The sequence below is a fragment of the Streptomyces sp. ALB3 genome (assembly GCF_044385685.1).
In the GTDB taxonomy this organism is placed as follows: domain Bacteria; phylum Actinomycetota; class Actinomycetes; order Streptomycetales; family Streptomycetaceae; genus Streptomyces.
This window is the reverse complement of sequence record NZ_JBISCE010000026.1, coordinates 360,515-383,489: the sequence shown is the minus strand read 5'-3', so window position 1 is coordinate 383,489 and position 22,975 is coordinate 360,515. Positions and strand designations below refer to the sequence as shown.

General features: G+C 71.7%; 23 protein-coding genes. 12 read left to right on the top strand and 11 right to left on the bottom strand.

Annotated features, from left to right (window positions below):
- Positions 1–6: 6 nt before the first annotated feature.
- Both ACHFIV_RS13755 and ACHFIV_RS13750 read right to left on the bottom strand, forming a co-directional pair.
- A complete protein-coding gene (locus ACHFIV_RS13755) occupies positions 7–1,461 on the bottom strand; it encodes a basic amino acid/polyamine antiporter (protein ID WP_398967516.1) in 1,455 nt (484 codons plus the stop codon).
- A gap of 131 nt (positions 1,462–1,592) precedes the next feature.
- A complete protein-coding gene (locus tag ACHFIV_RS13750) occupies positions 1,593–3,620 on the bottom strand; it encodes a heavy metal translocating P-type ATPase (protein WP_398967513.1) in 2,028 nt (675 codons plus the stop codon).
- Positions 3,621–3,717: 97 nt separating this feature from the next.
- On the opposite strand from ACHFIV_RS13750, the gene ACHFIV_RS13745 reads away from it, so the two are divergent.
- Both ACHFIV_RS13745 and ACHFIV_RS13740 read left to right on the top strand, forming a co-directional pair.
- On the top strand, positions 3,718–4,104 hold the full coding sequence (locus tag ACHFIV_RS13745) for an ArsR/SmtB family transcription factor (protein WP_398967510.1): 387 nt from the start codon (positions 3,718–3,720) through the stop codon (positions 4,102–4,104).
- A gap of 49 nt (positions 4,105–4,153) precedes the next feature.
- The gene (locus ACHFIV_RS13740; protein WP_398967507.1) at positions 4,154–5,161 is read left to right on the top strand and encodes an MsnO8 family LLM class oxidoreductase; all 1,008 of its coding nucleotides are present in this window, start codon (positions 4,154–4,156) and stop codon (positions 5,159–5,161) included.
- Positions 5,162–5,164: 3 nt separating this feature from the next.
- On the opposite strand, the gene ACHFIV_RS13735 is transcribed toward ACHFIV_RS13740, so the two are convergent.
- From ACHFIV_RS13735 to ACHFIV_RS13720, 4 genes are all read right to left on the bottom strand, one after another.
- Positions 5,165–5,554 carry a DUF2267 domain-containing protein gene (locus ACHFIV_RS13735; RefSeq protein ID WP_398968207.1) on the bottom strand — a complete coding sequence of 130 codons (390 nt, stop codon included), beginning with the start codon at positions 5,552–5,554 and terminating at the stop codon, positions 5,165–5,167.
- Positions 5,555–5,730: 176 nt separating this feature from the next.
- On the bottom strand, positions 5,731–5,922 hold the full coding sequence (locus ACHFIV_RS13730; protein WP_398967505.1) for a DUF6381 family protein: 192 nt from the start codon (positions 5,920–5,922) through the stop codon (positions 5,731–5,733).
- A 111-nt stretch (positions 5,923–6,033) separates the two neighbouring features.
- Positions 6,034–6,654, bottom strand: a complete 621-nt coding sequence (locus tag ACHFIV_RS13725) for an L-threonylcarbamoyladenylate synthase (protein WP_398967503.1) — start codon at positions 6,652–6,654, stop codon at positions 6,034–6,036.
- Between the two features lie 285 nt (positions 6,655–6,939).
- Positions 6,940–8,301 (bottom strand): FAD-dependent oxidoreductase, encoded by a 1,362-nt coding sequence (locus tag ACHFIV_RS13720; protein ID WP_398967501.1) that lies wholly within the window; start codon positions 8,299–8,301, stop codon positions 6,940–6,942.
- Positions 8,302–8,623: 322 nt separating this feature from the next.
- On the opposite strand from ACHFIV_RS13720, the gene ACHFIV_RS13715 reads away from it, so the two are divergent.
- On the top strand, positions 8,624–9,067 hold the full coding sequence (locus tag ACHFIV_RS13715; RefSeq protein WP_398967499.1) for a nitroreductase family deazaflavin-dependent oxidoreductase: 444 nt from the start codon (positions 8,624–8,626) through the stop codon (positions 9,065–9,067).
- Positions 9,068–9,622: 555 nt separating this feature from the next.
- On the opposite strand, the gene ACHFIV_RS13710 is transcribed toward ACHFIV_RS13715, so the two are convergent.
- The 3 genes from ACHFIV_RS13710 to ACHFIV_RS13700 all read right to left on the bottom strand — a co-directional run bounded on the left by ACHFIV_RS13710 (position 9,623) and on the right by ACHFIV_RS13700 (position 12,796).
- The gene (locus tag ACHFIV_RS13710; RefSeq protein ID WP_398967497.1) at positions 9,623–10,552 is read right to left on the bottom strand and encodes a PmoA family protein; all 930 of its coding nucleotides are present in this window, start codon (positions 10,550–10,552) and stop codon (positions 9,623–9,625) included.
- Positions 10,549–11,712 carry a Gfo/Idh/MocA family protein gene (locus tag ACHFIV_RS13705; RefSeq protein ID WP_398967495.1) on the bottom strand — a complete coding sequence of 388 codons (1,164 nt, stop codon included), beginning with the start codon at positions 11,710–11,712 and terminating at the stop codon, positions 10,549–10,551. The genes ACHFIV_RS13710 and ACHFIV_RS13705 overlap by 4 nt, the downstream gene beginning before the upstream one ends.
- A 109-nt stretch (positions 11,713–11,821) precedes the next feature.
- Entirely contained in the window at positions 11,822–12,796 is a 975-nt protein-coding gene (locus ACHFIV_RS13700; RefSeq protein WP_398968204.1) for an acetylxylan esterase, read from the bottom strand.
- 130 nt (positions 12,797–12,926) lie between these two features.
- Here ACHFIV_RS13700 and ACHFIV_RS13695 point away from each other — a divergent pair, with 130 nt between their 5' ends.
- Positions 12,927–13,202 (top strand): DUF2087 domain-containing protein, encoded by a 276-nt coding sequence (locus ACHFIV_RS13695; RefSeq protein WP_398967492.1) that lies wholly within the window; start codon positions 12,927–12,929, stop codon positions 13,200–13,202.
- Between the two features lie 106 nt (positions 13,203–13,308).
- Here the strand turns inward: ACHFIV_RS13695 and ACHFIV_RS13690 are convergent, their stop codons facing one another.
- Entirely contained in the window at positions 13,309–14,133 is an 825-nt protein-coding gene (locus tag ACHFIV_RS13690) for an aldo/keto reductase (protein WP_398967490.1), read from the bottom strand.
- A 476-nt stretch (positions 14,134–14,609) separates the two neighbouring features.
- Between ACHFIV_RS13690 and ACHFIV_RS13685 the strand changes: the two genes are divergently transcribed.
- Complete coding sequence (locus ACHFIV_RS13685) at positions 14,610–15,911, top strand: alpha/beta fold hydrolase (RefSeq protein WP_398967487.1); 1,302 nt, start codon at positions 14,610–14,612, stop codon at positions 15,909–15,911.
- Positions 15,912–15,920: 9 nt separating this feature from the next.
- Here ACHFIV_RS13685 and ACHFIV_RS13680 read toward each other — a convergent pair whose 3' ends face one another.
- On the bottom strand, positions 15,921–16,493 hold the full coding sequence (locus ACHFIV_RS13680) for a rhodanese-like domain-containing protein (RefSeq protein WP_398967485.1): 573 nt from the start codon (positions 16,491–16,493) through the stop codon (positions 15,921–15,923).
- Between the two features lie 203 nt (positions 16,494–16,696).
- Here ACHFIV_RS13680 and ACHFIV_RS13675 point away from each other — a divergent pair, with 203 nt between their 5' ends.
- The 7 genes from ACHFIV_RS13675 (at position 16,697) to ACHFIV_RS13645 (ending at position 22,929) form a co-directional block, all read left to right on the top strand.
- Positions 16,697–17,428: a PIG-L deacetylase family protein gene (locus tag ACHFIV_RS13675; protein WP_398967483.1), complete on the top strand. Its 732-nt coding sequence runs from the start codon at positions 16,697–16,699 to the stop codon at positions 17,426–17,428.
- An 81-nt stretch (positions 17,429–17,509) separates the two neighbouring features.
- Positions 17,510–18,109: a helix-turn-helix domain-containing protein gene (locus ACHFIV_RS13670; protein ID WP_398967481.1), complete on the top strand. Its 600-nt coding sequence runs from the start codon at positions 17,510–17,512 to the stop codon at positions 18,107–18,109.
- Positions 18,110–18,212: 103 nt separating this feature from the next.
- A complete protein-coding gene (locus ACHFIV_RS13665) occupies positions 18,213–19,181 on the top strand; it encodes an NADPH:quinone oxidoreductase family protein (RefSeq protein ID WP_398967478.1) in 969 nt (322 codons plus the stop codon).
- Positions 19,178–20,368 carry an acyl-CoA dehydrogenase family protein gene (locus tag ACHFIV_RS13660; RefSeq protein ID WP_398967475.1) on the top strand — a complete coding sequence of 397 codons (1,191 nt, stop codon included), beginning with the start codon at positions 19,178–19,180 and terminating at the stop codon, positions 20,366–20,368. Before ACHFIV_RS13665 ends, ACHFIV_RS13660 begins: the two co-directional genes overlap by 4 nt.
- Positions 20,365–21,486 carry an acyl-CoA dehydrogenase family protein gene (locus ACHFIV_RS13655; RefSeq protein ID WP_398967472.1) on the top strand — a complete coding sequence of 374 codons (1,122 nt, stop codon included), beginning with the start codon at positions 20,365–20,367 and terminating at the stop codon, positions 21,484–21,486. Before ACHFIV_RS13660 ends, ACHFIV_RS13655 begins: the two co-directional genes overlap by 4 nt.
- A 222-nt stretch (positions 21,487–21,708) precedes the next feature.
- Positions 21,709–22,599, top strand: coding sequence for a phosphatidylinositol-specific phospholipase C/glycerophosphodiester phosphodiesterase family protein (locus ACHFIV_RS13650; protein WP_398967469.1), 891 nt, complete (start codon positions 21,709–21,711; stop codon positions 22,597–22,599).
- A gap of 135 nt (positions 22,600–22,734) precedes the next feature.
- Complete coding sequence (locus ACHFIV_RS13645; RefSeq protein ID WP_398967467.1) at positions 22,735–22,929, top strand: hypothetical protein; 195 nt, start codon at positions 22,735–22,737, stop codon at positions 22,927–22,929.
- Positions 22,930–22,975 lie beyond the last annotated feature (46 nt).

Sequence of the window (22,975 nt, the reverse complement as noted above, 5' to 3'; positions counted from 1 at the left end):
AGGGCGTCAGAGGCTGATCCAGCCCGAGGCCAGGGCGACCACGCCGATCACGGCTCCGGCGATCGAGGCCGCGCAGATGACGAGTTCGACCGGGGAGAAGACGCGGCGGCCCTGTTCCCTGCGGGCCATCGCGAACAGGATCGTGGCGGGGGCGTAGATGATGAAGGAGACCAGGACGAACTTCAGCCCGGCCGCGAACAGGAGGAAGGCGGTGTAGAGGGTCGCGACGACGCTCACGACGAGATCCCGCCCGTGGCCCCGCCCCTTGGTCAGTGCGTCCGGACGCACCATGATCTTGACGGCGAACGCCGCGGCGAGCAGGAACGGAATCAGGGACAGGGCGCTGGTCAGATCGAGGGCGAAGTTGAACGCGTCGTCCGAGAAAAGGGTGATGACCAGGACGACCTGGGACAGCAAGGTGGTCATCAGGAGCGCCGACACGGGTACGTCGGCGGCGCTGGAGCGGCGCAGGAAGCGCGGCATGTCGTGGTCCTTCGCGGCCACGAAGAGGACTTCCGCGGCCATCAGGGTCCATGCCAGATAGGCGCCGAGCACCGACACGATCAGCCCCACGCTGACGAAGACCTGGCCCCAGGTCCCCACGGCTTCCTCCAGCACCCCGGCCATGGAGGGCTGGCGGAGATCCGCGATCTCTCCCATCGGCAGGATCCCGTACGACACGATGGTCACCGACGCGAAGACGGCGAAGACACTGAGGAATCCGAGGACGGTGGCCCGCCCGATGTCCTCGCGGCGCTTCGCGTGGCGCGAGTAGACGCTGGCGCCCTCCACGCCGAGGAAGACGAACACCGTGGCCAGCATGGTGCCGCGTACCTGGTCGAACAGGGAGCCCGCGTAGTCCGCGCCGCCGAAGTTGTCGGCGAAGACCCGCACATCGAAGAAGAACAGGGCCAGGATGACGAAGACGATGATCGGGACCACCTTGGCCACGGTGACGACCCTGTTGATCGCCGCCGCCTCCTTCACGCCCCTGCGGATGAGGAGGTAGAAGGCCCACAGGCCGACCGTGGACACCAGGGCAGCCACCACGGTGTCGCCGTCGCCCAGCGCCGGCCAGACAGCCCCGACCGTCGAGGTGATGAGCACCCAGTAGGTCACGTTGCCGACGCAGGCACTGGCCCAGTACCCGAAGGCTGAGAAGAACCCGAGGTACTCGCCGAACCCGGCCTTGGCGTACGCGTAGACCCCCGCGTCGAGGTCGGGCCTGCGGACCGCCAGCGTCTGGAACACGAACGCGAGCATCAGCATGCCCGTGCCGGCGATCGACCAGGCGATCAGCGCCCCGGCGACACCTGTCTCCTGTGCGAAGCGGGAGGGCAGGGAGAACACGCCGGCGCCGACCATCGAGCCGACCACCATCATGGTCAGCGTCAGCACCGACATCTTGACCGCGGTGCCGGGCCCTTCTGGGACGTCGGTCCCGGTTCGGGAGCTGGTCATGAAGTCCCCTCGTGCGATGCGGACACGAAAGGGACTTTAGCCTCATATGGGGCGCACTGTCCTCGGGGGCGGAGTGCGGCGGGTCGTGAGCCCGTCCGCCCCCGGCGCCCACGCCGACCGGTGACGGGGCCTCAGGCGCCGGGCGGACCGGGCCGGGCGGTGGCGCGGGCCCCCCTGTGATCGAGCCCGGCCGCCCGGGTCCAGGCCTGTTCGCGCAGCAGCCGGAGCCCGTTCAGGCCCACGACGACGGTGGACCCCTCGTGGCCCAGGACCCCCAGCGGCAGGGGCAGATGGCCGACGAGGTCCCAGACGACGAGAGCGGAGATGAACACCCCCGCGATGACCAGGTTCTGCACGACGAGGCGACGCGCTGCCCGGGACAGAGCCACCGCGGCGGGCACGGTGGCCAGTTCGTCGCGGATGATGACGGCGTCCGCCGTCTCCAGCGCCAGATCCGAGCCCGCCCTGCCCATCGCGATCCCGATGTGGGCTGCCGCGAGAGCGGGTGCGTCGTTCACGCCGTCTCCCACGACCAGAACCCTGCGCCCGGCGCGCTCCTGCTCGCGAACGGCGGCAGCCTTGTCCTGGGGGAGGAGGCCGGCCCGGACGTCGGTGATGCCCGCCTGGGCGGCCAGCCCGGCGGCGGCCCCTTGGTTGTCACCGGTCAGCAGTATCGGGGTACCGCCGGTGAGGCGGGCCAGCGAGGCGACGGTCGCCGCGGCGTCACCCCTGATGCGGTCGGCGATCCCCAGCACACCGACCGGCATGCCGTCGCGCAGGACGAGTACCGCGGTCCGTCCGGAGTCCTCCAGGCGGGCGGCCACGGCGGCGGCGCGGACACCCGCGGGGGTGGTGGCTCCACGCAGGAGCCGGGCGGGGGAACCGACCGCGACCTGATGGCCGTCGACCGTGGCGGTGACTCCGGTGCCCGGCGCCGAGGTGAACGCCGAGGCCGGGGGCAGGGACAGCCGTCGCTCCAGGGCGGCGTCCACGACGGCGCGGGCCAGCGGGTGTTCGCTGGGATGTTCGGCGGCGGCGGCCAGGACGAGCAGTGCGTCGTCGGTCAGGCCGGCCCCGGGCAGGGGGTGGATCCCGACGACTCGCGGGGTGCCCTCGGTCAGGGTGCCGGTCTTGTCCAGTGCCACCGCGTCCACCTGGCCGAGCCGCTCCATGGCGACGGCGGACTTGACCAGGACGCCGTGGCGCCCCGCGTTGGCCATGGCGGAGAGCAGGGGCGGCATGGTCGCCAGGACCACGGCGCACGGCGAGGCCACGATCATGAACGTCATGGCGCGCAGGAGACTGTCCGTCACGTCGTCGCCGAAGGCGAGGGGGAGGAGGAACACGGCCAGGGTGGCTGCCACCATGCCGAGTGAGTAGCGCTGCTCGACCTTCTCGATGAACAGCTGTGTGGGTGCCTTGGTCCGTGAGGCCTCCTCGGTCATCGCGACGATCCGGGCGATGACCGATGCGGACGCGTCGCGCTCGACGGCGATCCTCAGTGTTCCCGTGCCGTTCAGCGTCCCGGCGAACACCTCGTCGCCGGGTTCCTTCGTCACGGGCAGCGGCTCCCCGGTGATGGTGGCCTGATCGACCTCACTCGCGCCGTCGAGGACGCGGCCGTCGGCGCCGACACGCTCACCGGGCCGGACACGGATGACGTCGCCGACGGCCAGGTCTCCGGTCGCCACGCTCTCCTCGGTCCCGTCGGCGGTGATCCGCGACGCGGTGGCCGGGGCCAGGTCGAGGAGCCCGCGGACCGCGTCCTGCGTGCGCGCCGTGGCCAGTGCCTCCAGCGCCCCGGAGGTCGCGAAGATGACGATCAGCAGCGCCCCGTCCATCACCTGCCCGATCGAGGCGGCGCCGAGCGCCGCCACGATCATCAGCAGGTCCACGTCCAGGACCTTCCCCCGGAGTTCCCGCAACCCCGAGAGGGCCGGCTCCCAGCCTCCGGCGGCGTACACGAGCGCGTACAGCGGGCCCCACACCCAGACCGGCGCGTCGGAGAGCTCCAGCGGGAGCGCGCACAGGAACAGGACCAGGGCCGCGCCCGCCCACCGGGCCTCGCTCAGCGCGAGGACGCGCGTCCGGCGCCGGGGGACGTCGCCGGTACCGCCGGAGACGGTGTGCGAAGGGTGCGGAAGGACATCGGCGGGCATGGCGGAACAGCCCCTCACAGGTGGCGGGAACGGCGACGCCCTCACCGTACAGGAATATGTGAACAGGTCTTCATGTGTCGTCCGTAGAATGTGAGCCATGGGTCACGGACGCGACGAGCAGACCACCGCCACCACCCGCGAGCGCTTGGACGCCGTGGGGGCAGCGGGGGTCGCCGAGACCCTCCAGGCCCTGGCCACACCCTCCCGGCTGCGGATCCTGGCGCGGCTCCAGGAGGGCCCCTGCGCGGTCGGCGATCTCGCCGGAGCGGTCGAGATGGAACCGTCCGCCTGCTCACACCAGCTGCGTCTGCTGCGCAACCTCGGGCTGGTCGCGGGTGAGCGCCGAGGCCGCTCCATCGTCTACGCCTTGTACGACCACCACGTCGCCGAACTCCTCGATCAGGCCCTCTACCACGTCGAGCACCTGCGCCTGGGACTGCGTGACGCGCCCGCCGAGAGCGCCACCTCCGCCACGGGGCGCTGAACTCGCGACGCACCGGGAATCCCGGTGCGCCCGCGGCGTTGCACCATGCGTGAGCTCTTCCATCGCATCGACCCGGTTCTCCTTCCTCGACCGTTCCCGCACCCGGGAGGGACACGACGGACCACAAGCGCTACGGGACACCGTCACGCTGGCCCGCACGGCCGAAGCGCTCGGATACCACCGCTTCTGGGTCTCGGAGCACCACGGCGTACCCGGTGTGGCCGGCTCGGCGCCGACCGTGCTGGCCGCCGCCGTGGCGGCCGCGACGTCCACGATCAGGGTGGGAACCGGCGGGGTGATGCTGCCGAACCACCAGCCCTACGTCGTGGCCGAGCAGTTCGGCGTTCTCGCGTCTCTCTTCCCCGGGCGGATCGACATGGGACTGGGCCGCTCGGTCGGCTTCACCGACGGGGTCCGCAGAGCCCTCGGCCGGGGCAAGGAGGACGCCGACGCCTTCGCCGGGCAGCTCGCCGAACTCCTCGGATGGCTGGACGGCACCCAGCAGGCCCATCCTGGGGTGCACGCCCATCCTGCCGAAGGGATGCGCATACCCCCGTACGTCCTGGCGACCGGAGCAGGCGCGGCCATCGCGGCGGCGGCCGGTCTGCCGCTCGTCGTGGGCGATCTCCGCGGCCGCGAGAAGCTGACAAGGGCGGTCGCGGCCTATCGGAGCGCATTCCGGCCCTCCGCGTGGAGCCGGACACCCTATGTGATCGTGGCGGGAACCGTCGCCGTCGCCGCGACCACCGAGGAAGCGCGGCGCCTGCTCGTCCCGGAAGCCTGGTCCATGGCCTACTCGCGCACCCACGGGTCCTTCCCGCCGCTGGCGCCTGCCGAGCGGATCGAGGCGCTGGCCATGACGGACAGGGAGCGAAGGCTGTTCGAGGGCGGACTCGGCGGCCACCTGGTGGGTACCGAGGACGCGGTGGAGACCGGGCTCGACGAGCTGATCAAGGAGACCGGTGCCGATGAGGTGCTGGTCACCACGAGCACGTACGACCGGGACGCCCTGGTGGACTCCATGCGGCGGCTCGCGCGGATCGCGGGGATCGGCTGACGGTCAGCCGCTGCCGGGATGGCCGAACAGGAGGTCGTAGCCCGGGGGCAGTTGCAGCAGGAGCCGCTGGAGCAGCTCCTCGCCCGCGGCGTCGGCGACCACGCTGAGCACGGCACTGGTGTCCCATGCGGCCGTCTTCTCGTTCGCCCCTTCGATCCAGGCGGAGACCGCGCGCACGAAGCGCTCGGAGCTGAGGGGCTCCGCGGCCTGGAGGGGATTGAGGAGGATGAGCGCGAAGGTCTCCGGCAGACGCGCGGCCAGCTCGTTCCGCTCCTCGCCGACCAGATGCGCCCCCAGCAGTGCCAGCACCACGCGTGACGCGCGCTCCGCTTCCAGCGCCGAGGGGTAGGCGCCACGCTCCCGGACCGCCTCCAAGAACTCCTGCCACTTCATGTACGTCACCGGATCCCCTTCGCGGAGCGCGGGCGGAGAGCGGGGCGGGGGAGGGGAAGCCCGTACCCCGCCCTCCGCGTATCCACCGTATGACACCTCAATTCCGGTAGTAACATGCCAACCCGGTGAGGGCAAGCGGAGCCTCGGCGCGCGCCTCCGAAGCTGCACCATCCGGCCTACTCCATGGGGTAGATGTCACCGCTGGCCATGCCGCTGACCTGCACGCTCCTGGACTCGAGCCGGTGCGCCTCGTCCAGGAGACGCCGGCGTTCCGCGGGGTCGGTGGCCTGCTCGGCGGCCCTCTCGAGATCCTCGGCCCGTCCGCGCATCCGCTGGAGGCGGGACCGGACGTCTTCTGACTCACTCATGATCACTCCTGGCGCTCGGCGGAGCGGACCCCTCCACCGAACCAGGAACCCGGGGGTGCGCGCATCTCAGCGGGGCGGCCGGAAGCGCGGAGTGACTGGGCGGGCGGACGCCTACTCGAAGCGGGCCAGGTCGCCGGCTCCCCGGCGTACGACCTCCAGCTCGCCGCCTGAGAAATCGATCACGGTGGTCGGCTCGGTCCCGCAGTCGCCGGAGTCGAGCACGACGTCCACCACGTGGTCGAGGCGTTCCTTGATCTCCCAGCCCTGCGCCAGAGGCTCCTCCTCGTCCGGCAGGAGCAGTGTGCTGGACAGCAGCGGCTCACCGAGCTCGGCCAGAAGGGCCTGAGTGACGGTGTGGTCCGGGATCCGGACGCCCACGGTCTTCTTCTTGGGGTGCAGCAACTGCCGCGGCACTTCTCTGGTCGCCGGGAGGATGAAGGTGTAACTGCCGGGCGTCGCCGCCTTGATCGCGCGGAACACGTCATTGTCGACCTGGACGAACTGGCCGAGCTGCGCGAAGTTCTGACACACGAGCGTGAAGTGGTGGCGGTCGTCGAGGTTACGGATCGACCGGATCCGGTCGATCCCGTCGCGGCTGCCCAGCTGGCATCCCAAGGCGTAACAGGAGTCGGTCGGATAGGCGACGAGGGCGCCGGACCGGATGCTCTCGGCCACGTTGGTGATGGTGCGGCGCTGGGGGTTCTCGGGGTGCACATCGAAGTACTTGGCCATTCCGCGAGTCTACGGCCTCGGGGAACCCGCGTTCCGTCAGCATGTGTCCGCCCCCCGCCCCCCGCCCCCGCCTCCGCGCGGGACCCGGCACGTCCGACGACGGCGTCCGCCTGCTCGCGCGGGCCGGCCGGGAGCGTCCGGGCGAGCGGGTGCGCCAACGGGGCGCCGCGGGCGCCGATCGCGCCGGCGGCAGGGCCTTGATCACCCCGGCGCATGGCCCGGACGGCGAAGCGCCCCCGGAGCGGCGCGCGAGGCGGCTCCAGGGGCGCGGCTGTCCGGCCGGCCTCAGGCCCCGGACGCGTCCAGCATGGCCGTGCGGTCGACGACCTTGACGCGCTCGCGGCCCTGCTCGGCGCCGAGCGCCTGCTCGTGGGCGTCCAGGCGGTGCCAGCCCTGCTTGGTGGTGTACCGGACGCCGCGCTGCTCCAGGAAGTCGGCGACCGCGTCGGGCTCCGGCTGTGCGGGAGCGGCCAGCCGTCCGGCGGCGTGGTCCTCCAGCAGGCAGGCGACGGTCTCGTTGGCGTCACCCTTGGTGTGCCCGATGAGCCCGATCGGACCCCGCTTGATCCACCCGGTGACGTACACGGAGGGCATCGGCTCGCCGCCGGTCAGTACGCGTCCGGCCGCATGCGGGACGGTGCCGGAAACGACGTCGAAGGGCAGCTTCGGGAGCTCCTCCGAGTAGTAACCGACCGCGCGGTAGACGCTCTGCACGTCCCAGTCCGTGTGGCGGCCCGTGCCCCTGACGTTGCCCGTACCGTCCAGCTCCGTGCGCTCGGTTCGCAGGCCCACGACGCGGCCGTCCTCGCCCAGCACCTCCACGGGGGACTCGAAGAAGTGCAGGAACAGCTTGTGGGGACGGTCGCCCACGTCCCGGATCGCCCAGTTCTCCAGCGTGGAAGCGACCATGTTGGCCTGCTTGTTCTCCCGCCGGGTGGCGATCGAACCCTCGTCGTAGTCGATGTCCTCGGGGTTCACGATGACCTCGATGTTCGGCGAGTGGTCCAGTTCGCGCAGCTCCATGGGGCTGAACTTCGCCTGAGCCGGCCCGCGTCGTCCGAAGACGTGCACCTCCAGCGCCTTGTTCGCCTTGAGCCCGTCGTAGACGTTCGCGGGGATCTCGGTCGGAAGCAGCTCGTCCGCCGTCTTGGCCAGGATGCGCGCGACGTCCAGGGCCACGTTGCCGACGCCCAGCACGGCGACCTTCTCCGCCTCCAGCGGCCAGGTGCGCGGGACCTCCGGGTGCCCGTCGTACCAGGCGACGAAGTCGGCGGCGCCGTAGGAGCCCTCGAGCTCGATCCCGGGTATGTCGAGGGCGCGGTCGGCGTCGGCACCGGTGGAGAAGATCACGGCGTCGTAGAAGGACCGCAGGTCGTCGAGGCCGATGTCGTTGGGGTAGTCGACGTTGCCGAAGAGCCGCAGCTGCGGCTTGTCCAGGACCTGGTGCAGCGCCTTGACGATGCCCTTGATGCGCGGGTGGTCCGGAGCCACTCCGTACCGGATCAGGCCGAACGGGGCGGGCATGCGCTCGAACAGGTCGATCGAAACGCCCGGCTCCTGGGCGGCCTCGGACTTGAGAAGCGCGTCCGCTGCGTAGATTCCGGCGGGACCGGCTCCGACGATGGCGACGCGGACGGGGCGTGTCATGGAGTGTTGTTCCTTAGGGCGGACGAGCACGGGCAGAGTGCAGCGGGGTAAGGCTTGGCTTACTCCGCTGCCCCCACGGTACGGCCTGTGCCTCGAAGCTCCCCGATCGGGGCAAGTGGATATTTCGGATATAGGTGGAGGTATAGGTGCGAAAGTTCTTCGTTTCTGTGCAGGGAACCCCGTCCATCCGTCTCACGGCTGTCCAGGGAATGAGACGCCATACGGCGGGCAGGCTGTACGGCGGTGTCCCTGGACGTCCCGCTCCCACGCCGACGCCATGATGGGCACACGACCGCAGCACTGCGACGAGAGGACATGAGTCATGCCGATCGAGGGCGAGTACGAGCCGAGCCCGACGACGTGGGTCCGTGAGCAGGTCGAACTGATCGAGAGCTCCGGCGGAACGCAGGGCACCACCCTGCGCGGCCTGCCCGTCGTTCTCCTGACGACGCGGGGCGCCAAGAGCGGCAAGCTCCGCAAGACGCCGCTCATGAGGGTCGAGCACAACGGGGAGTACGCCGTGGTCGCGTCCCTCGGCGGTGCCTCGAAGCACCCCGTCTGGTACTACAACGTGCAAGCGGATCCCGTGGTGGAGCTGCGGGACGGGACCCGGCGGCAGGACATGGTCGCCCGTGAGGTCACGGGGGAGGAGAAGGCCCTGTGGTGGGACCGAGCCGTCGAGGCGTTCCCCGACTACGCCGACTACCAGGCCAAGACGGACCGGGAGATCCCCGTCTTCGTCCTCTCGCCGGCAGAGAAGAGCTGAGGCGACGCCCAGGGGACGGAGGACCCGCCGGGGAGCGGCGGACACGACGGGTGATCCGGCCCCCCTCTCGGCCGGAGCCCGGTGACCGCCGTCCGGTGTGGCCACTCGCCCGGACGCCGGCCGGAATCCGCGCCCAGGTGGGGGCCGGGCCCTCTTCCGGCCGTTCAACGGGTTCGGCAGCCCTTGACCGCACAGGCGACGCGCCGGCCGCGCGTCGCCGGGGCGCGGGCTGCCACCGCCGGCCGCTTTCCGGAACCCCGGCCGACGCCGGAGGCGGTGCGCCGGACCGGACCCGCCTCCGTCCCGCCGACGGTCACGCGGGCGCCCCGCCGCCGTGGGCGTCCGTCGGCCGGTGAGACCCGGTCCGGCCTCCGACCCGCCTCCCGGTCCCACCGGCACGCCGGTCATGTGGCGCGCCGGTCCGTGCGCGTCGCACGCCGGGAGGACACGCCAGTTCCGGGCGACAGGTTCCGGGCGACAGCCCACGCGGGTGCCCGGAAGGCGCCGCGCGCCTCCGCCCGGAGTCCGGGGAACCGGCCCCCGCGACCGGGGCCCCTACCAGGGGAGGCCGCTGACCGCGGAGACGATCCGGTCGCGCTCCCAGGCCCCGTCGGCGACCAGCACCCGGTACCGGCGGGTCAGGGTCGCCCCCGGGTCAAGGACCAGCTCGTCGTGGAAGGCGAACGACGGGGCGACAGCCGCGAAGGGGGAAGCACGCACGAACCAGTGCGAGGGATGCCCGCCACCCGCGCCCGTGTGGTCGTTCTCGGGGGAGTGGACGAAGACGAGCGTCGCGTGCCCGTCGGCTCCGTCGTGCTCACCGCTGTAGGCGAGCCAGGGGGACTGACGTCCCATCATGTCCGGACCCCCGGAGTCCGGGGCGATGATCCGTCCCTCCCTGAACGCGCGCGGCCCTCGCCAGAACAACCCGGTGTACCCGGCGTTCGGACGGCCGTGCGTGGTCGGGCTGCCGAACCGCAGCGGTTCCCGGCGACGGTTGGTGACCGCGGAGGACCAGGTCAGTGCCCAGCAGCCCGCCCCCGCGTCGACGTCGTGCACGTCGATGCGGCGCGTCTCCCCGGCCCAGACCTCGCCGCCGCGCGGATGCCAGGTCAGCCGCTCCGTGAGACGGACGCCGCCGTCATGCACCGACACCTCGTCGAAGCCCGCGTGCCTCATGGAACCGACGCGCTCGGGCAGGGCGAGATAGCCCTCACCGTGCACATAGCTGTTGCCGCCCCACAGGTTCGCCCCCGACAGATGTGAGGCGGTCATCTGCAGCCCCTTGTGCCAGCGGTGGTCGTTGGGCCTGTACCCGGTCACCACCTGGCCGGACAGGGTGCGCAGGGGATGGATGTACGGCTTCGGGGCCTCCCAGGCGTCCTCGGCGCGGTAGACGTAGCGCAGCAGTTCCACCCCGCTTCCCGCCACGGTGACGGACAGGTGGTCGCCATGGCGGTGCACCAGTTCCAGTGCCTCGGTCACGCCAGGACCTCCGAGGGCTGTCCCAGGCGTCCCGGCGCCCATCCGGGAGCGTCGCCGTGCAGGGCGGCGTAGTACGGATCCCCGGGGCCGATCTCGCCGGCCCGGACCGTTCCCCCGGTGAAGGCGGCCTTGTACAGGGCGGTGACCAGCTCGAGGCTCTTGCGGCCGTCCGCGCCGCTGCTCCTGGGCCGCCGTCCCGCACGCAGGTCGTCGAGCAGGCCCTTGAGCTGCGCCTCGTGCGAGCTGGGCACGTCCGGTCCGAAGGCCCGCCAGGCGTCCGCCTCCACGGAGTCGACCCCGGGCGCCGGGGTGATCCGCCAGTCGGCGTTGCGGTGACCGTAGAGATGGGTGAGCTCGACCGTCGCGCGTTCGCAGTCGATCCGTATCCGGCTGAGTTCGTCCGGACTGAGCACGCTGTTCACGACGGTGGCCAACGCGCCGTTCTCGAAGCGGATCAGCGCGGTGGAGACGTCCTCCGTCTCGACCGCGTGCACCAGGCGCCCCGCCATCGCGCGGATCTCCGCCCACGGCCCCAGCAGATCGAGCAGCAGATCCATCTGGTGGATACCGTGGCCCATCGCCGGGCCCCCGCCCTCGCTGCTCCACGTCCCGCGCCAGGGGACGGAGTAGTACGCCTCGTCCCGGTACCAGGTGGTCTGGCAGTGGGCCACCAGCGGCCGGCCCATGGCCCGGCCGGCGAGCAGCTTCCGGACATGGCGCGAGCCCGAGCCGAACCGGTGCTGGAAGACGATCGAGGCATACGGGCCGTTCTGCCCGGAACCCTCCTCCGCCTCGATCGCGTCGAAGTCCTCCAACGACGGGCAGGGTGGCTTCTCGCACCACACCCACGCCCCGGCGCGCAGAGCGGCCACGGTCTGGTCGCGGTGGAACCGGGGCGGGGTGGCGAGAGTGACCAGGTCCGGGCGCTGTTCGGCCAGCATCCGGTCGAGGTCGGTGTACGGGCGGGCGATTCCCGCGTCGGCGCAGAACGCCTCGACCGAGTCCGCGTCGACATCGACCGCGGCGACGACCTCCAACGGCTGCCCGGAGCCGAGCGCGGTGAGCGCGGGCAGGTGACTGCCACGCGCGATCGCGCCCGTCCCGACGATCGCGACCCGCACCGGCTCCCGGCGCGAAGGATTGCTGGTCGTGACAAACACCCCTTCAGATGGAGATGGAGGCACCTACCGGACAGCAAGCGCTTTCTCCCCGGGAAAACCTAGGCTCCGCGCGCGAGAGAGGTCAAGGGGCCCGTACCGCGCGCGTCCGTCAGGCCTTCAGCAGGCGGGGCAGCCGTGCGAGCTGCACCGCGTGCTGGAACGGACCGCCTCCCTCGTGGTCGTTGAAGTCGTACACCTCGATCTCCTTGTCCGGGTGCGCGTACGCGTTGAACGCCGCGAAGACCGTCGACGGCGGGCAGGTCAGGTCCTCCATGGCCACCGAGAACAGGGCCGGCGCCCGGCCCCGCGCGGCGAAGTGGACCCCGTCGAAGTAGGCGAGCGTCCTGTCCGTCTGCTCGGCCCGGCCGCGGTGGGTCTTGAGGTAGTCGCCGATCTCGCGGTAGGGCTTGCGGTCGGTCATCCGGGTCGCACGGGGGAAGTCGCAGAGGAACGGCACGTCCGGCGCGACGGCCGCCAGGTCGGCCACGAGCCCGCCGACCGCCAGCGCGAGACCGCCGCCCTGGCTCGCGCCGATCGCGGCGGTGCGGGACGCGTCGGCCAGCGGGTGCGAACGTGCCGCCTCCACCGCGCGCACCGCGTCGGTGATCAATCTGCGGTAGTAGTACGTGGCGGGGTCCTCGATGCCCTGCGTCATGAATCCGGGCAACGAGGGCCCCGAGCCGACGGGGTCGGCGGTGGCGCCGGGGGCCCAGCCGCTGCCCTGGCCCCGGGTGTCCATCACGAAGTGGGCCATACCGGCCGAGGCCCAGAGCAGATGCGTGTGAGGAAGGCTCCGCCCTCCTCCGTACCCGATGAACTCCACGACCACCGGCAGTGGCTCGGTCGCGCCGGCCGGTATGACGAACCACCCCTTGACGGGATGGCCGCCGAAGCCGGCGAACGTCACGTCGTACACATCGACGGTGACGAGACCGAGATCGGCGCACCGTTCGAAGCGGGCGTCCAGGGCATGGGTCCTGGCCTCCTCGAGTGTGGCCGACCAGAACGCGTCGAAGTCCTCCGGCTCCACCGACCGGCTGCGGTAGGCGTGCAGTTCCTCGAGGGGCAGATCGAACAGGGCCATGCGGGACCGCCTCATGTCGTCAGGGTGCATGAATGGTCACACCGTACGACGGTCAGCCCGAACGTCAACAAGCGCTCGTATGCCGAGAAAACGCGTTGCCCGCCGGGCCGGCTGCTGGAAGGCTCCGTGCATGTCCGATACGAAACCCGGAGGTTCCCACCAGGTGGCCGCCCTCTTCTCCGGCGGGCGCCTGACGGCGATCCCCCGGAAGCCTGCCCGTCGCGAGCAGTTGCTGGGGCACCTCGCGGACACGCTCTTCGAGCGTGACCGGGTCTACACGGAGCGCGAGGTCAACGACGCGTTGCTGACCGTGCACGAGGACTGCTCGGCCCTGCGCCGGTACCTCGTCGTCGCCGGCCTGCTGGAGCGGCCCCGGGACGGCAGCAGCTACCGGCGCGGGCGGTAGCCGGCGGAGCGCCGCGCCCCGCGCGCGGGCGCGGCCGGGCAGCCGTCACTCACGCCTGCCCGGGGTGTGATCGGCCGACGGCCCCTGAACGGTGGCGACCCGCTGGTCAGTTGAGCGTGTCAGGATCGGGGCCCGTGCGCATGCCGCGGTCCAGGCCCGCGATCGCGTCCATGTCGGCCGCCGAGAGCTCGAAATCGAAGACGTCGATGTTCTGCCGGATGCGTGCCGGAGTGACCGACTTCGGGATCACGATGTTCCCGAGCTGGAGGTGCCAGCGAAGAACCACCTGGGCCGGAGTCCTGTCATGCCGTGCGGCGAGGGAGGTGAGAACCTCGTCGTCGAGCAGCGCGCCCTGCGCCAGAGGGCTCCAGGCCTCGGTGGCGATACCGGACTCGGCGTGGACGGCACGCAGCTCGCTCTGCTGGAGACCCGGGTGCAGCTCGATCTGGTTGACCGCGGGGACGAGCGGGCTCTCCTCCCGCAGCCTGCGCAGGTGCGCGGGCTGGAAGTTGGAGACACCGGCGGCCCGGATGCGCCCGTCGGCCAGCAGCTTCTCCAGGGCGCGCCAGGTGTCGACGTAGAGGTCGCGGGCGGGGGTCGGCCAGTGGATGAGGTAGAGATCCACATGGTCGAGGCCGAGCTTGCCCAGGCTCGTGTCGAAAGCCGCGAGCGTGGCGTCGTAGCCCTGGTCGGCGTTCCAGAGTTTCGTCGTCACGAAGATCTCGTCGCGGGCGAGGCCGGACTCGGCCAGCGCGCGGCCCACGCCCGCCTCGTTGCCGTAGACGGCTGCCGTGTCGATGGAGCGGTAGCCCGCCTCCAGCGCGTCGGCGACGGCCGTGGTGGTCTCGTCGTCAGGGACCTGGAAGACGCCGAAGCCGAGCTGCGGAATCGTGACTCCGTTGTTGAGGGTGACGGTGGGGACCGTGGACATGGTGGCGCCTCTCGTGGTGTCGGACCGAGTCGATCCGCGTGCAGCGGTTACTGGCGTAGACAATAATTGCATACGCGGGTTACTTGCAAACGCCAGCAATCTTCTCCGTGTCGGTGCGCGATCGCGACGGGGCCGCGACCACGCGGGGCGGAACCGTCTCGGGCCGCGACCGCGTCGCGCCCTGCCCGCACGGGCCCGCCGTCACTGACCGGCCGGGCGCGTCCGGGCCTTCGTGCAGGCCGGGCACCGACGGGCTCACTTCGTCCCGCGCCGCGACCCGCCCCTCACCGTGCCGCGGTGCCCCGCTCGACGGGAGTCACCGTCCGTGCCCGGTACGCGTCGTCCGGTCGCACCTGCCCCGAGGGGCCATGAGTGCACAGTAGGAGCAGTCGGGGCGGTGCGCACACGGGCCGGACCGACCGGGGCCCCGGCCCGTGTGCTGGACTGTCGGAGAAACGACGGACACAGGAGTTCCCTTGCACAGCTACCGCCAGCCCGGCCTCGTCCTGACCGACCGACGGTTCACGGTGCCCCTCGACCACGACGATCCCGGCGGCGAGACGATCGAGATCTTCGGCCGCGAGGTGGTGGCGAGCGGAAGGAGCGCCGAGAGTCTGCCGTGGCTGGTCTACCTCGAGGGCGGCCCGGGCTTCGGGGCCCGCCGCTTCGTCGGTACCGAGGCGTGGCTGGGGCGAGCCGTGCGGGAGTTCCGTGTGCTGCTCCTGGACCAGCGTGGGACCGGGATGTCCACCCCCGCCAACCGGCAGACGCTGCCGCTGCGCGGCGGGGCGCGCGAGCAGGCCGACTACCTCGCGCACTTCCGCTCCGACGCCATCGTCCGGGACTGTGAACTGATCCGTTCCCGGCTCACGGGCGGCGCGCCCTGGACCGTCCTGGGGCAGTCCTTCGGCGGCTTCTGCGCCGTCCGCTATCTGTCAGCGGCCCCGGAGGGGCTCGAAGCCGTCCTGATCACCGGCGGCCTGCCCTCCCTGGACGCGCACGCCGACGACGTCTACCGGGCCGGATACCCACGGGTCGAACGCAAGGTCGCCGCGCACTACGCCCGCTACCCGCAGGACGTCGCACGTGCCCGCGCGATCGCCGCGCACCTCGCCGAACACCGCCCGGACAGCGCCGGGCACACCCTGACACCGGAGAGGTTCCAGTCCCTCGGCATCATGCTGGGCTCGGGCGGCGGCAGCCACCAACTGCACTACCTCCTGGAGAACGCGTTCGTCCAAGGCCGGCACGGCGCCGAACTGTCCGACGGCTTCCAGGAGGCCATGCGCACCGCCACCTCGTTCGCCGGTCACCCGCTGTACGCCCTGATGCACGAGGCGATCTACGGTCAGGGCGCGCGGCCCACCGGCTGGGCGGCGGAACGCGTCCGCGCCGAGTTCCCGCAGTTCGACGTCGACGCGGCCCTGGCGGGTGGTGGTCCCGTTCTCTTCACGGGTGAGAGCATCCACCCCTGGCATTTCGACGTCGATCCCGCCCTGCGCCCCCTGCGCGAGACGGCGGAGCTCCTGGCCGCCCGCGCCGACTGGCCCCACCTCTACGACACCGAGCGGCTCGCGGCCAACGAGGTGCCGGTGGCTGCCGCCGTCTACCACGACGACATGTACGTGGACACCGGTCACGCGTTGCGCACGGCCTCGTCGATCCGCGGGCTGCGGACGTGGGTGACCAGCGAGTACGAACACGACGGCGTGCGCGCCGGCGGCCCCCACGTGCTGGACCGGCTCCTGGCTCTCGTGCGGGGTGAGAGCGACCGTTAGGCGCCCGGGTCAGCCCTGGAGGACGTCGAGAGTGGCGTCCAGGCCGGCGGACGAGTGTGGCGCGCGGTTGTGCGGGAGCCTTGCCAGGGCAGCCGCCATACCGCAGGTGTCGGTCACCGCGGAGTAGACCAGCCCGGCGCCGATGCCCACGGACAGCCAGCGCGCCGCCGGGAGCCGCCGGCCCGCCACCAGCCCGGCCACCACCAGTGAACCGGCGGCGAGGCGCACCTGGCGCTCCATGGGCCAGGTCGCCCGGGCCCCGGCGGGGCGGTCCAGGGCGTGGCCTTCACCCTCCCAGGCCGAGGTCCCGCCGGTCAGCGTGGCCGCGTCGATGTCGGCGTTCGCGAGGATCTCGCACGCCCTGGTGGAGCGGACGCCGGAGGCGCACACCACCAGCAGCGAACCCCGGGCGGCGGCCGACTTCAGGGCGGGTACCGCTTCGGGGATCCGGTCGAGCGGCACGTTCAGGGCGCCGGGCACATGCCCCGAGGCGTACTCGCCGGGGGCCCGGACGTCGACGACGGTGAACTCCTCCAGCCGGGCGGCGGCCTCGGACGGAGAGAGTGAGACGAGGCTGATCATGAGCGGATTCCTTTCGGTCGCCGGAGCGGGGCGCCCGGGGATCATGGTCGCCCGACGGCCCGGACACCAGATGATACCCCCGGGGGTATAAAGGCCGAGCCGGTCGGCCGTACGGCGCCCGGCCGGAGCAACTCCTCGCCCCCTGCCCCGAACCGCGTCCGGAATGCGCGCGTCCGCCTTGTCGGCTGGATAGCCTGCCGTGCATGACTCAGCAGCTGGAGCCCATGCCCGCGGACTGGCGCCGTGCGCTGGCGGTGGTCGCGCACCCCGACGACCTGGAGTACGGCTGCGCCGCGGCCGTGGCAGGCTGGACCGATGAGGGGCGCGAGGTCACCTACCTCCTGGCGAGCCGAGGCGAGGCCGGGATCGACACGCTCGCCCCTGCGGACTGCGCTCCGCTGCGGGAACGCGAGCAGCGGGCGAGTGCTTCCGCCGTCGGAGTCGCCGCCGTGGAGTTCCTCGGACACCGGGACGGTGTCATCGAGTACGGCACGGCTCTGCGCCGCGACATCACCGCGGCCATCCGCCGGTACCGGCCCGAGCTGCTCATCACCCTCAACCACCGGGACACCTGGGGAGGCGTGGCGTGGAACACCCCGGACCACCGCGCGGTCGGCAGGGCCACCCTGGACGCCGCCGGTGACGCGGGGAACCGCTGGATCTTCCCCGAGCTCGGCGAACAGGGCCTCGAGCCGTGGGACGGCGTGCGCTGGGTCGCCGTGGCGGGTACCGACCGCCCCACCCACGCGGTCGACGCGACACCTGGGTTCGAGCGTTCCGTCCAGTCGCTGCTGGCCCACCGCACCTACATCGAGGCGCTGACGGATGAGGATCCCGAGGCGTACTGCCGCACGTTCCTCGCCGGCGCCACCCGGACGGCCGCCGAACGCTTCGGCGGCCGCCCGGCCGTCACCTTCGAGGTCTTCGCGCGCTGATCCGCCCGTACGGATCATCGCCGTCCACGAGGGCGGACAGCAGGATTGACAAACGCGATTGCCGATCCTGCAATGGGCGTCATGAAGGAACCGATCCAGGACACGCCCGAGCTCGACGCCGTACTCAGCGGGGTCGGTCCACGGCTGCGGCGGCTGCGCAAGGACCGGGGGGTGACGCTCGCAGGGCTCTCCGAGGCCACCGGGATCTCCGTCTCCACCCTCTCCCGTCTCGAATCCGGCGGCCGGCGTCCCAGCCTGGAACTGCTGCTCCCGATCGCGCGTGCCCACGAGGTGCCGCTCGACGACCTCGTCGGGGCGCCGCCGGTAGGCGATCCGAGAGTCAAGGCGAAGCCGATCGTGCACGGCGCGAAGACCTCCCTGCCGCTCACCGCCCGGCCGGGGGGCCTGCAGGCGTACAAGGTCGTGCAGAAGGCGCCCTGCACCGAGGCGCCGGAGCAGCGCACCCACGAGGGATACGAGTGGCTGTACGTACTCAGTGGGCGGCTGCGGCTCAAGCTCGCCGAGCACGACCTGGTCCTGGTCCCGGGGGAGGCCGCGGAGTTCGACACCAGGCTCCCGCACTGGTTCGGCCCCGCGGGCGACGAGCCGGTCGAATTCCTGAGCCTGTTCGGGCCGCAGGGGGAGCGGATGCACGTCAGGGCCAAACCGAAGCCTGCCTGAAGGCGTCCGGGCCGTCCGGTGCGAGGGTGTTCCCAGACGGGCAAGCGACCGCTTAGTATGCGCCGGAGCAGTGGTAATGCCGACAGTGTTGTGGAGGCCCCTCATGCAGGCATGGCGAGTGCACCGGAACGGCGAGCCGAGCGAGGTGATGGAGCTCGAGGAGACGGACCGTCCGACCCCAGGGGACGGGCAGGTGCTGCTCAAGGTGCGCGCGGCGAACATCAACTTCCCCGACGCGCTCCTCTGCCGCGGCCAGTACCAGGTGAGGCCTCCGCTGCCCTTCACCCCCGGTGTGGAGATCTGCGGCGAGACGGAGGACGGGCGCCGGGTGCTGGCGACCCCCGCCCTCCCGGACGGCGGGTTCGCCGAGTACGTCGTGGTGGACGAGGCCGCATTGCTGCCGGTCCCCGACTCCTTGGACGACGCGGAGGCCGCAGCACTGCACATCGGCTACCAGACAGGCTGGTTCGGACTCCACCGACGCGCACACCTCCAGGCCGGTGAGACGCTGCTGGTGCACGCGGCCGCGGGCGGTGTCGGCAGTGCGGCCGTCCAGCTGGGCAAGGCCGCCGGTGCCACCGTGATCGGCGTCGTGGGCGGCCCCGAGAAGGCCGCGATCGCCCGTGAACTGGGCTGCGACCTGGTCATCGACCGCCGGAGCGAGGACATCGTCGCGGTTGTGAAGGAGGCAACGGGCGGACGCGGCGCGGACGTCGTCTACGACCCGGTCGGCGGTGACGCCTACGCGAAGTCCGTCAAGTGCATCGCCTTCGAGGGCCGGGTGGTCGTCGTCGGCTTCGCGAGCGGGACCATCCCCACGCCCGGCCTCAACCACGCCCTGGTGAAGAACTACTCCATCACCGGCCTCCACTGGGGTCTGTACAACACCAAGGACCCCGCCGCCGTCCGCGCCTGCCACGACGAACTCACCGAGCTCGCGGCGCGGGGCGCCATCAAGCCGCTGATCAGCGAGCGTGTCCCCATGGCGGGCGCGGCACGAGCCGTCCAGCGCGTCGCCGACGGCACCAGTACCGGCCGTATCGTCGTCCTGCCGTCCGGAGGTGACCGATGAGCACCGCCATCGACGCGGCGCACGTCCGCAGGCTCACCCAGGAACTGCTGGCCGCCCACCCGCCGGCCACCACAGGCCGCACCGACTTCCTCAAGGCGCGCTTCGACGCGGGCCTGGCATGGGTGCACTACCCCGTCGGACTCGGCGGGCTGGACGCACCCCGTTCCCTGCAGCCCGTCGTCGAAGCCGAACTCGCCGCCGCCGGAGCACCCGACAACGATCCGCGCCGTATCGGCATCGGCCTCGGAATGGCCGCTCCCACGATCCTCGGATACGGCACCGACGAACAGAAGCAGCGGTTCCTCCGGCCGCTGTGGGTGGGTGAAGAGGTGTGGTGCCAGCTCTTCAGCGAGCCGGGCGCCGGGTCCGACCTGGCCGCGCTCGGTACGCGTGCGGTGCGGGACGGCGAGGACTGGGTGGTCGACGGTCAGAAGGTGTGGACGTCGAGTGCCCATGTGGCGCGCTGGGCGATCCTGATCGCCCGCACCGACCCGGACGTCCCGAAGCACCGCGGGATCAGCTACTTCATCTGCGACATGACCGACCCCGGGGTCGAGGTGCGGCCGCTGCGTCAGATCACCGGCGAGGCCGAGTTCAACGAGGTCTTCCTCACCGGCGTACGGATCCCGGACAGCAGGCGCCTCGGTCCGGTGGGTGAGGGCTGGAAGGTCGCTCAGACCACGCTGATGAACGAGCGCGTCTCCATCGGCGGAGCCCGGATCCCCCGTGAGGGCGGCATGATCGGCACCGTCGCGAAGACCTGGCGCGAGCAGCCCGGACTGCGCACCCACGACCTCCATCAGCGGCTGCTCACCCTGTGGGTCGAGGCCGAGGTCGCCAGGCTCACCGGCGAGCGGCTGCGTCAGCAGCTCGTCGCCGGACAGCCCGGCCCCGAGGGCTCCGGTATGAAGCTGGCGTTCGCCCGGCTCAACCAGGAGATCAGCGGGCTCGAGGTCGAACTTCTCGGCGACGAAGGCCTGTTGTACAGCGACTGGACCATGCGCCGCCCTGAGATCGTCGACTTCACCGGACGCGACGCCGGCTACCGCTACCTGCGGTCCAAGGGCAACTCGATCGAGGGCGGTACGAGCGAGGTCCTGCTCAACATCGTCGCCGAGCGTGTGCTCGGCCTGCCCGTCGAGCCGCGTAACGACAAGGACGTCGCCTGGAAGGATCTTGCCCGATGACCGCACAGACCGAAGCCGGCCAGGCCCCGGACCTGCTCTACTCGGAGGCCGAGGAGGACCTGCGGTCCGCCGTGCGCTCGCTGCTCGCCGACCGGGCGGACGCGCCGACGGTGATCGCCGGGACCGAGTCCGGCACGCCGTACGACCAGCGACTCTGGGAATCGCTCGCCGCGGGGATCGGAGCGGCCGGACTACTGGTCCCGGAGAAGCTGGGCGGCCAGGGTGCCACCCACCGCGAGGCCGCCGTGGTCCTGGAGGAACTGGGCCGCAGCGTCGCCCCGGCGCCGTACCTGACCAGCGCCGTCGTCGCGACCGAGATCCTCCTCGCACTGGGCGCCGAGGACGGCCCGGTCGCCGGACTCCTCGCTGAGCTGGCGGCAGGCCGCAGGATCGCGGTGCTGGCCCTGCCGTTCGGCACGGCTCCCGAGGACGGCGCCGCGGCGATGGCCGGCACCCTGGAGCGGACCGTGACCGGTGTCGCCGAAGCCGCGGCTGCCGACGTGCTGCTGGTTCCCACGGCGGAGGGCCTGTACGCCGTGGAGACCGGCGGGGGCGGTGTCACGGTCCAGTCGCTCGTCCCGCTCGATCTGACCCGCCCGCTCGCCACGGTCACCCTGACCGGGGCCGCGGGTACCCGGCTGGCGGAGGCCGGCCCGGCGGCGGCTGCCGTGCGCAAGGGCCTGCTGGCCGGCGCCGGACTGCTCGCGTCGGAGCAGCTCGGGCTGGCCGAATGGTGTCTGACGGAGACCGTCCGCCACACGCGTGAGCGTCACCAGTTCAACCGGCCCGTGGGCTCCTTCCAGTCGCTCAAACACCGGATGGCCGAGCTCTGGCTCGAGGTCGTCTCCGCGCGCGCCGCCGCCCGCAACGCCGCGGACGCCCTGGCGACCGGCAGTCCGGAAGCCCCGCTCGCGGTGGCCGTGGCGCAGGCCTACTGCTCCGGGGTCGCGGTGCACGCGGCGGAGGAATGCGTGCAGCTGCACGGCGGGATCGGGATGACCTGGGAGCATCCCGCTCATCTGTATCTGAAGCGTGCCAAGGCGGACTCGATCGCGTACGGCACCGCGGGCAGGCACCGCGAGACCGTGGCCGGACTGATGGAGCTGCCCGCTCCGTGACGCGGAACCCGGGGTGGGGGTGCGCACACGTGCCCCGCCCCGGGTTCCGCCGCGTGGCCTTCCGGAGCGGTGGGCGGGAGAACGGCAGACGCAGCGCACCCGACGCGCGGACGACGGCATGTCCAACTCTTGGCAGGTACCTGCCTTTCGGTGGAAGCACGCCACCATAATCGTCGCGTCCCCCCGCCCGCTCTGCCCGCCCGACCGCTTCAGGGAGACCCCATGGCACACCTGACCCGTCGCGGAGTCGTCACCACCGCCCTCGCCACCGCAGCCGCCGGCGCGCTTATCCCCGCCCAGGCGGCCGAAGCGGCACCCGCCGCGACCGCCCTCCCCCGGGGCCCCCGCCCGCTGTCACGGGCCCACGCACACAACGACTACCTGCACGCACGTCCGCTCCACGACGCACTCGCGCACGGGTTCACCAGCGTCGAGGCGGACATCTTCCTCGTCGAGGGCGAACTGCTCGTCGCACACGAGCCCGAGAGCCTCGACCCCTCGCGGACCCTCGTCTCGCTCTACCTCGACCCCCTGCTGGCCAGGGTCCGCGCCAACCACGGCTCCGTCCACCGCGGGTACCACGCCCCGCTGCAGCTGCTGATCGACATCAAGAACGACGGCGCCGCCGCCTACCTCGCGCTCGACCGGGTGCTCCGCCGGTACCGTCACATCCTCACCCGCTCCGTCCACGGCCGGGTCCGTGCCGGCGCGGTCACCCCGGTCATCTCGGGAGACCGGGCCGCCCGCATCCCGATGGAGACCCAGACCACCCGGTTCGCCTTCTACGACGGCCGGCCGGAGGACCTCGGCGCAGGGGCTCCCGTCTCCTTCATCCCGCTCGTCAGCGGCAACTGGGCCACGAACTTCAGCTGGAAGGGTGCCGGGCCCTTCCCCGCGGCCGAGAGGGACAGGCTGCGCACCCTCGTCCAGGCCGCCCACGCAGGCGGGCAGCGAGTCCGCTTCTGGGGCACGCCCGACGTCGCGGGCCCGGAACGCGAGGCCGTGTGGACCGAGCTCGTCGCCGCGGACGTCGACCACCTCAACACCGATGATCTCGCCGGACTCGCGACGTTCCTCCGCCGGCGGGAGCGCTCCGGCCGCCGGAGCGGCTGACGACAGCAGACGTCGTTCGGGGTCACCCTGCGTCAACACCCGTTCGGCGGACACGCCAGTGCGCCGAACGGCCTCTCCGCTGCGCCACACTGGCGGCCGAATGCCGCAAATCCGGCGCGGCGGAGGAGGTTGGCCATGGCCATTTCGATCTCGGTGGTACTGCTCCTGCTGGTCCTGGCAGCGATCTTCCTGCGGAACGGCGGACTCAAACTCTCGCACGCGATCGTCTGCGCCCTTCTGGGATTCCTTCTCGCGAGTACGAGCATGGCTCCCACCATCCACGAGGGGATCACAGCCACCGCCGACGTGGTCAGCGGCCTGAGGCCCTGAGCTCAGGCACCATCCGGGTGCGGGACAATGTCGACCTGATCGTGGC

What these genes read in the sequence shown, in the direction of transcription:
- ACHFIV_RS13665 (WP_398967478.1), top strand. Translation starts at nt 18,213, where the DNA reads ATGCAGGCATGGCGAGTGCACCGGAACGGCGAGCCGAGCGAGGTGATG.
- ACHFIV_RS13700 (WP_398968204.1), bottom strand. Translation starts at nt 12,796, where the DNA reads ATGGCCCTGTTCGATCTGCCCCTCGAGGAACTGCACGCCTACCGCAGC.
- ACHFIV_RS13650 (WP_398967469.1), top strand. Translation starts at nt 21,709, where the DNA reads ATGGCACACCTGACCCGTCGCGGAGTCGTCACCACCGCCCTCGCCACC.
- ACHFIV_RS13695 (WP_398967492.1), top strand. Translation starts at nt 12,927, where the DNA reads ATGTCCGATACGAAACCCGGAGGTTCCCACCAGGTGGCCGCCCTCTTC.
- ACHFIV_RS13755 (WP_398967516.1), bottom strand. Translation starts at nt 1,461, where the DNA reads ATGACCAGCTCCCGAACCGGGACCGACGTCCCAGAAGGGCCCGGCACC.
- ACHFIV_RS13730 (WP_398967505.1), bottom strand. Translation starts at nt 5,922, where the DNA reads ATGAGTGAGTCAGAAGACGTCCGGTCCCGCCTCCAGCGGATGCGCGGA.
- ACHFIV_RS13660 (WP_398967475.1), top strand. Translation starts at nt 19,178, where the DNA reads ATGAGCACCGCCATCGACGCGGCGCACGTCCGCAGGCTCACCCAGGAA.
- ACHFIV_RS13720 (WP_398967501.1), bottom strand. Translation starts at nt 8,301, where the DNA reads ATGACACGCCCCGTCCGCGTCGCCATCGTCGGAGCCGGTCCCGCCGGA.
- ACHFIV_RS13725 (WP_398967503.1), bottom strand. Translation starts at nt 6,654, where the DNA reads ATGGCCAAGTACTTCGATGTGCACCCCGAGAACCCCCAGCGCCGCACC.
- ACHFIV_RS13690 (WP_398967490.1), bottom strand. Translation starts at nt 14,133, where the DNA reads ATGTCCACGGTCCCCACCGTCACCCTCAACAACGGAGTCACGATTCCG.
- ACHFIV_RS13645 (WP_398967467.1), top strand. Translation starts at nt 22,735, where the DNA reads ATGGCCATTTCGATCTCGGTGGTACTGCTCCTGCTGGTCCTGGCAGCG.
- ACHFIV_RS13680 (WP_398967485.1), bottom strand. Translation starts at nt 16,493, where the DNA reads ATGATCAGCCTCGTCTCACTCTCTCCGTCCGAGGCCGCCGCCCGGCTG.
- ACHFIV_RS13670 (WP_398967481.1), top strand. Translation starts at nt 17,510, where the DNA reads ATGAAGGAACCGATCCAGGACACGCCCGAGCTCGACGCCGTACTCAGC.
- ACHFIV_RS13735 (WP_398968207.1), bottom strand. Translation starts at nt 5,554, where the DNA reads ATGAAGTGGCAGGAGTTCTTGGAGGCGGTCCGGGAGCGTGGCGCCTAC.
- ACHFIV_RS13655 (WP_398967472.1), top strand. Translation starts at nt 20,365, where the DNA reads ATGACCGCACAGACCGAAGCCGGCCAGGCCCCGGACCTGCTCTACTCG.
- ACHFIV_RS13675 (WP_398967483.1), top strand. Translation starts at nt 16,697, where the DNA reads ATGACTCAGCAGCTGGAGCCCATGCCCGCGGACTGGCGCCGTGCGCTG.
- ACHFIV_RS13750 (WP_398967513.1), bottom strand. Translation starts at nt 3,620, where the DNA reads ATGCCCGCCGATGTCCTTCCGCACCCTTCGCACACCGTCTCCGGCGGT.
- ACHFIV_RS13715 (WP_398967499.1), top strand. Translation starts at nt 8,624, where the DNA reads ATGCCGATCGAGGGCGAGTACGAGCCGAGCCCGACGACGTGGGTCCGT.
- ACHFIV_RS13745 (WP_398967510.1), top strand. Translation starts at nt 3,718, where the DNA reads ATGGGTCACGGACGCGACGAGCAGACCACCGCCACCACCCGCGAGCGC.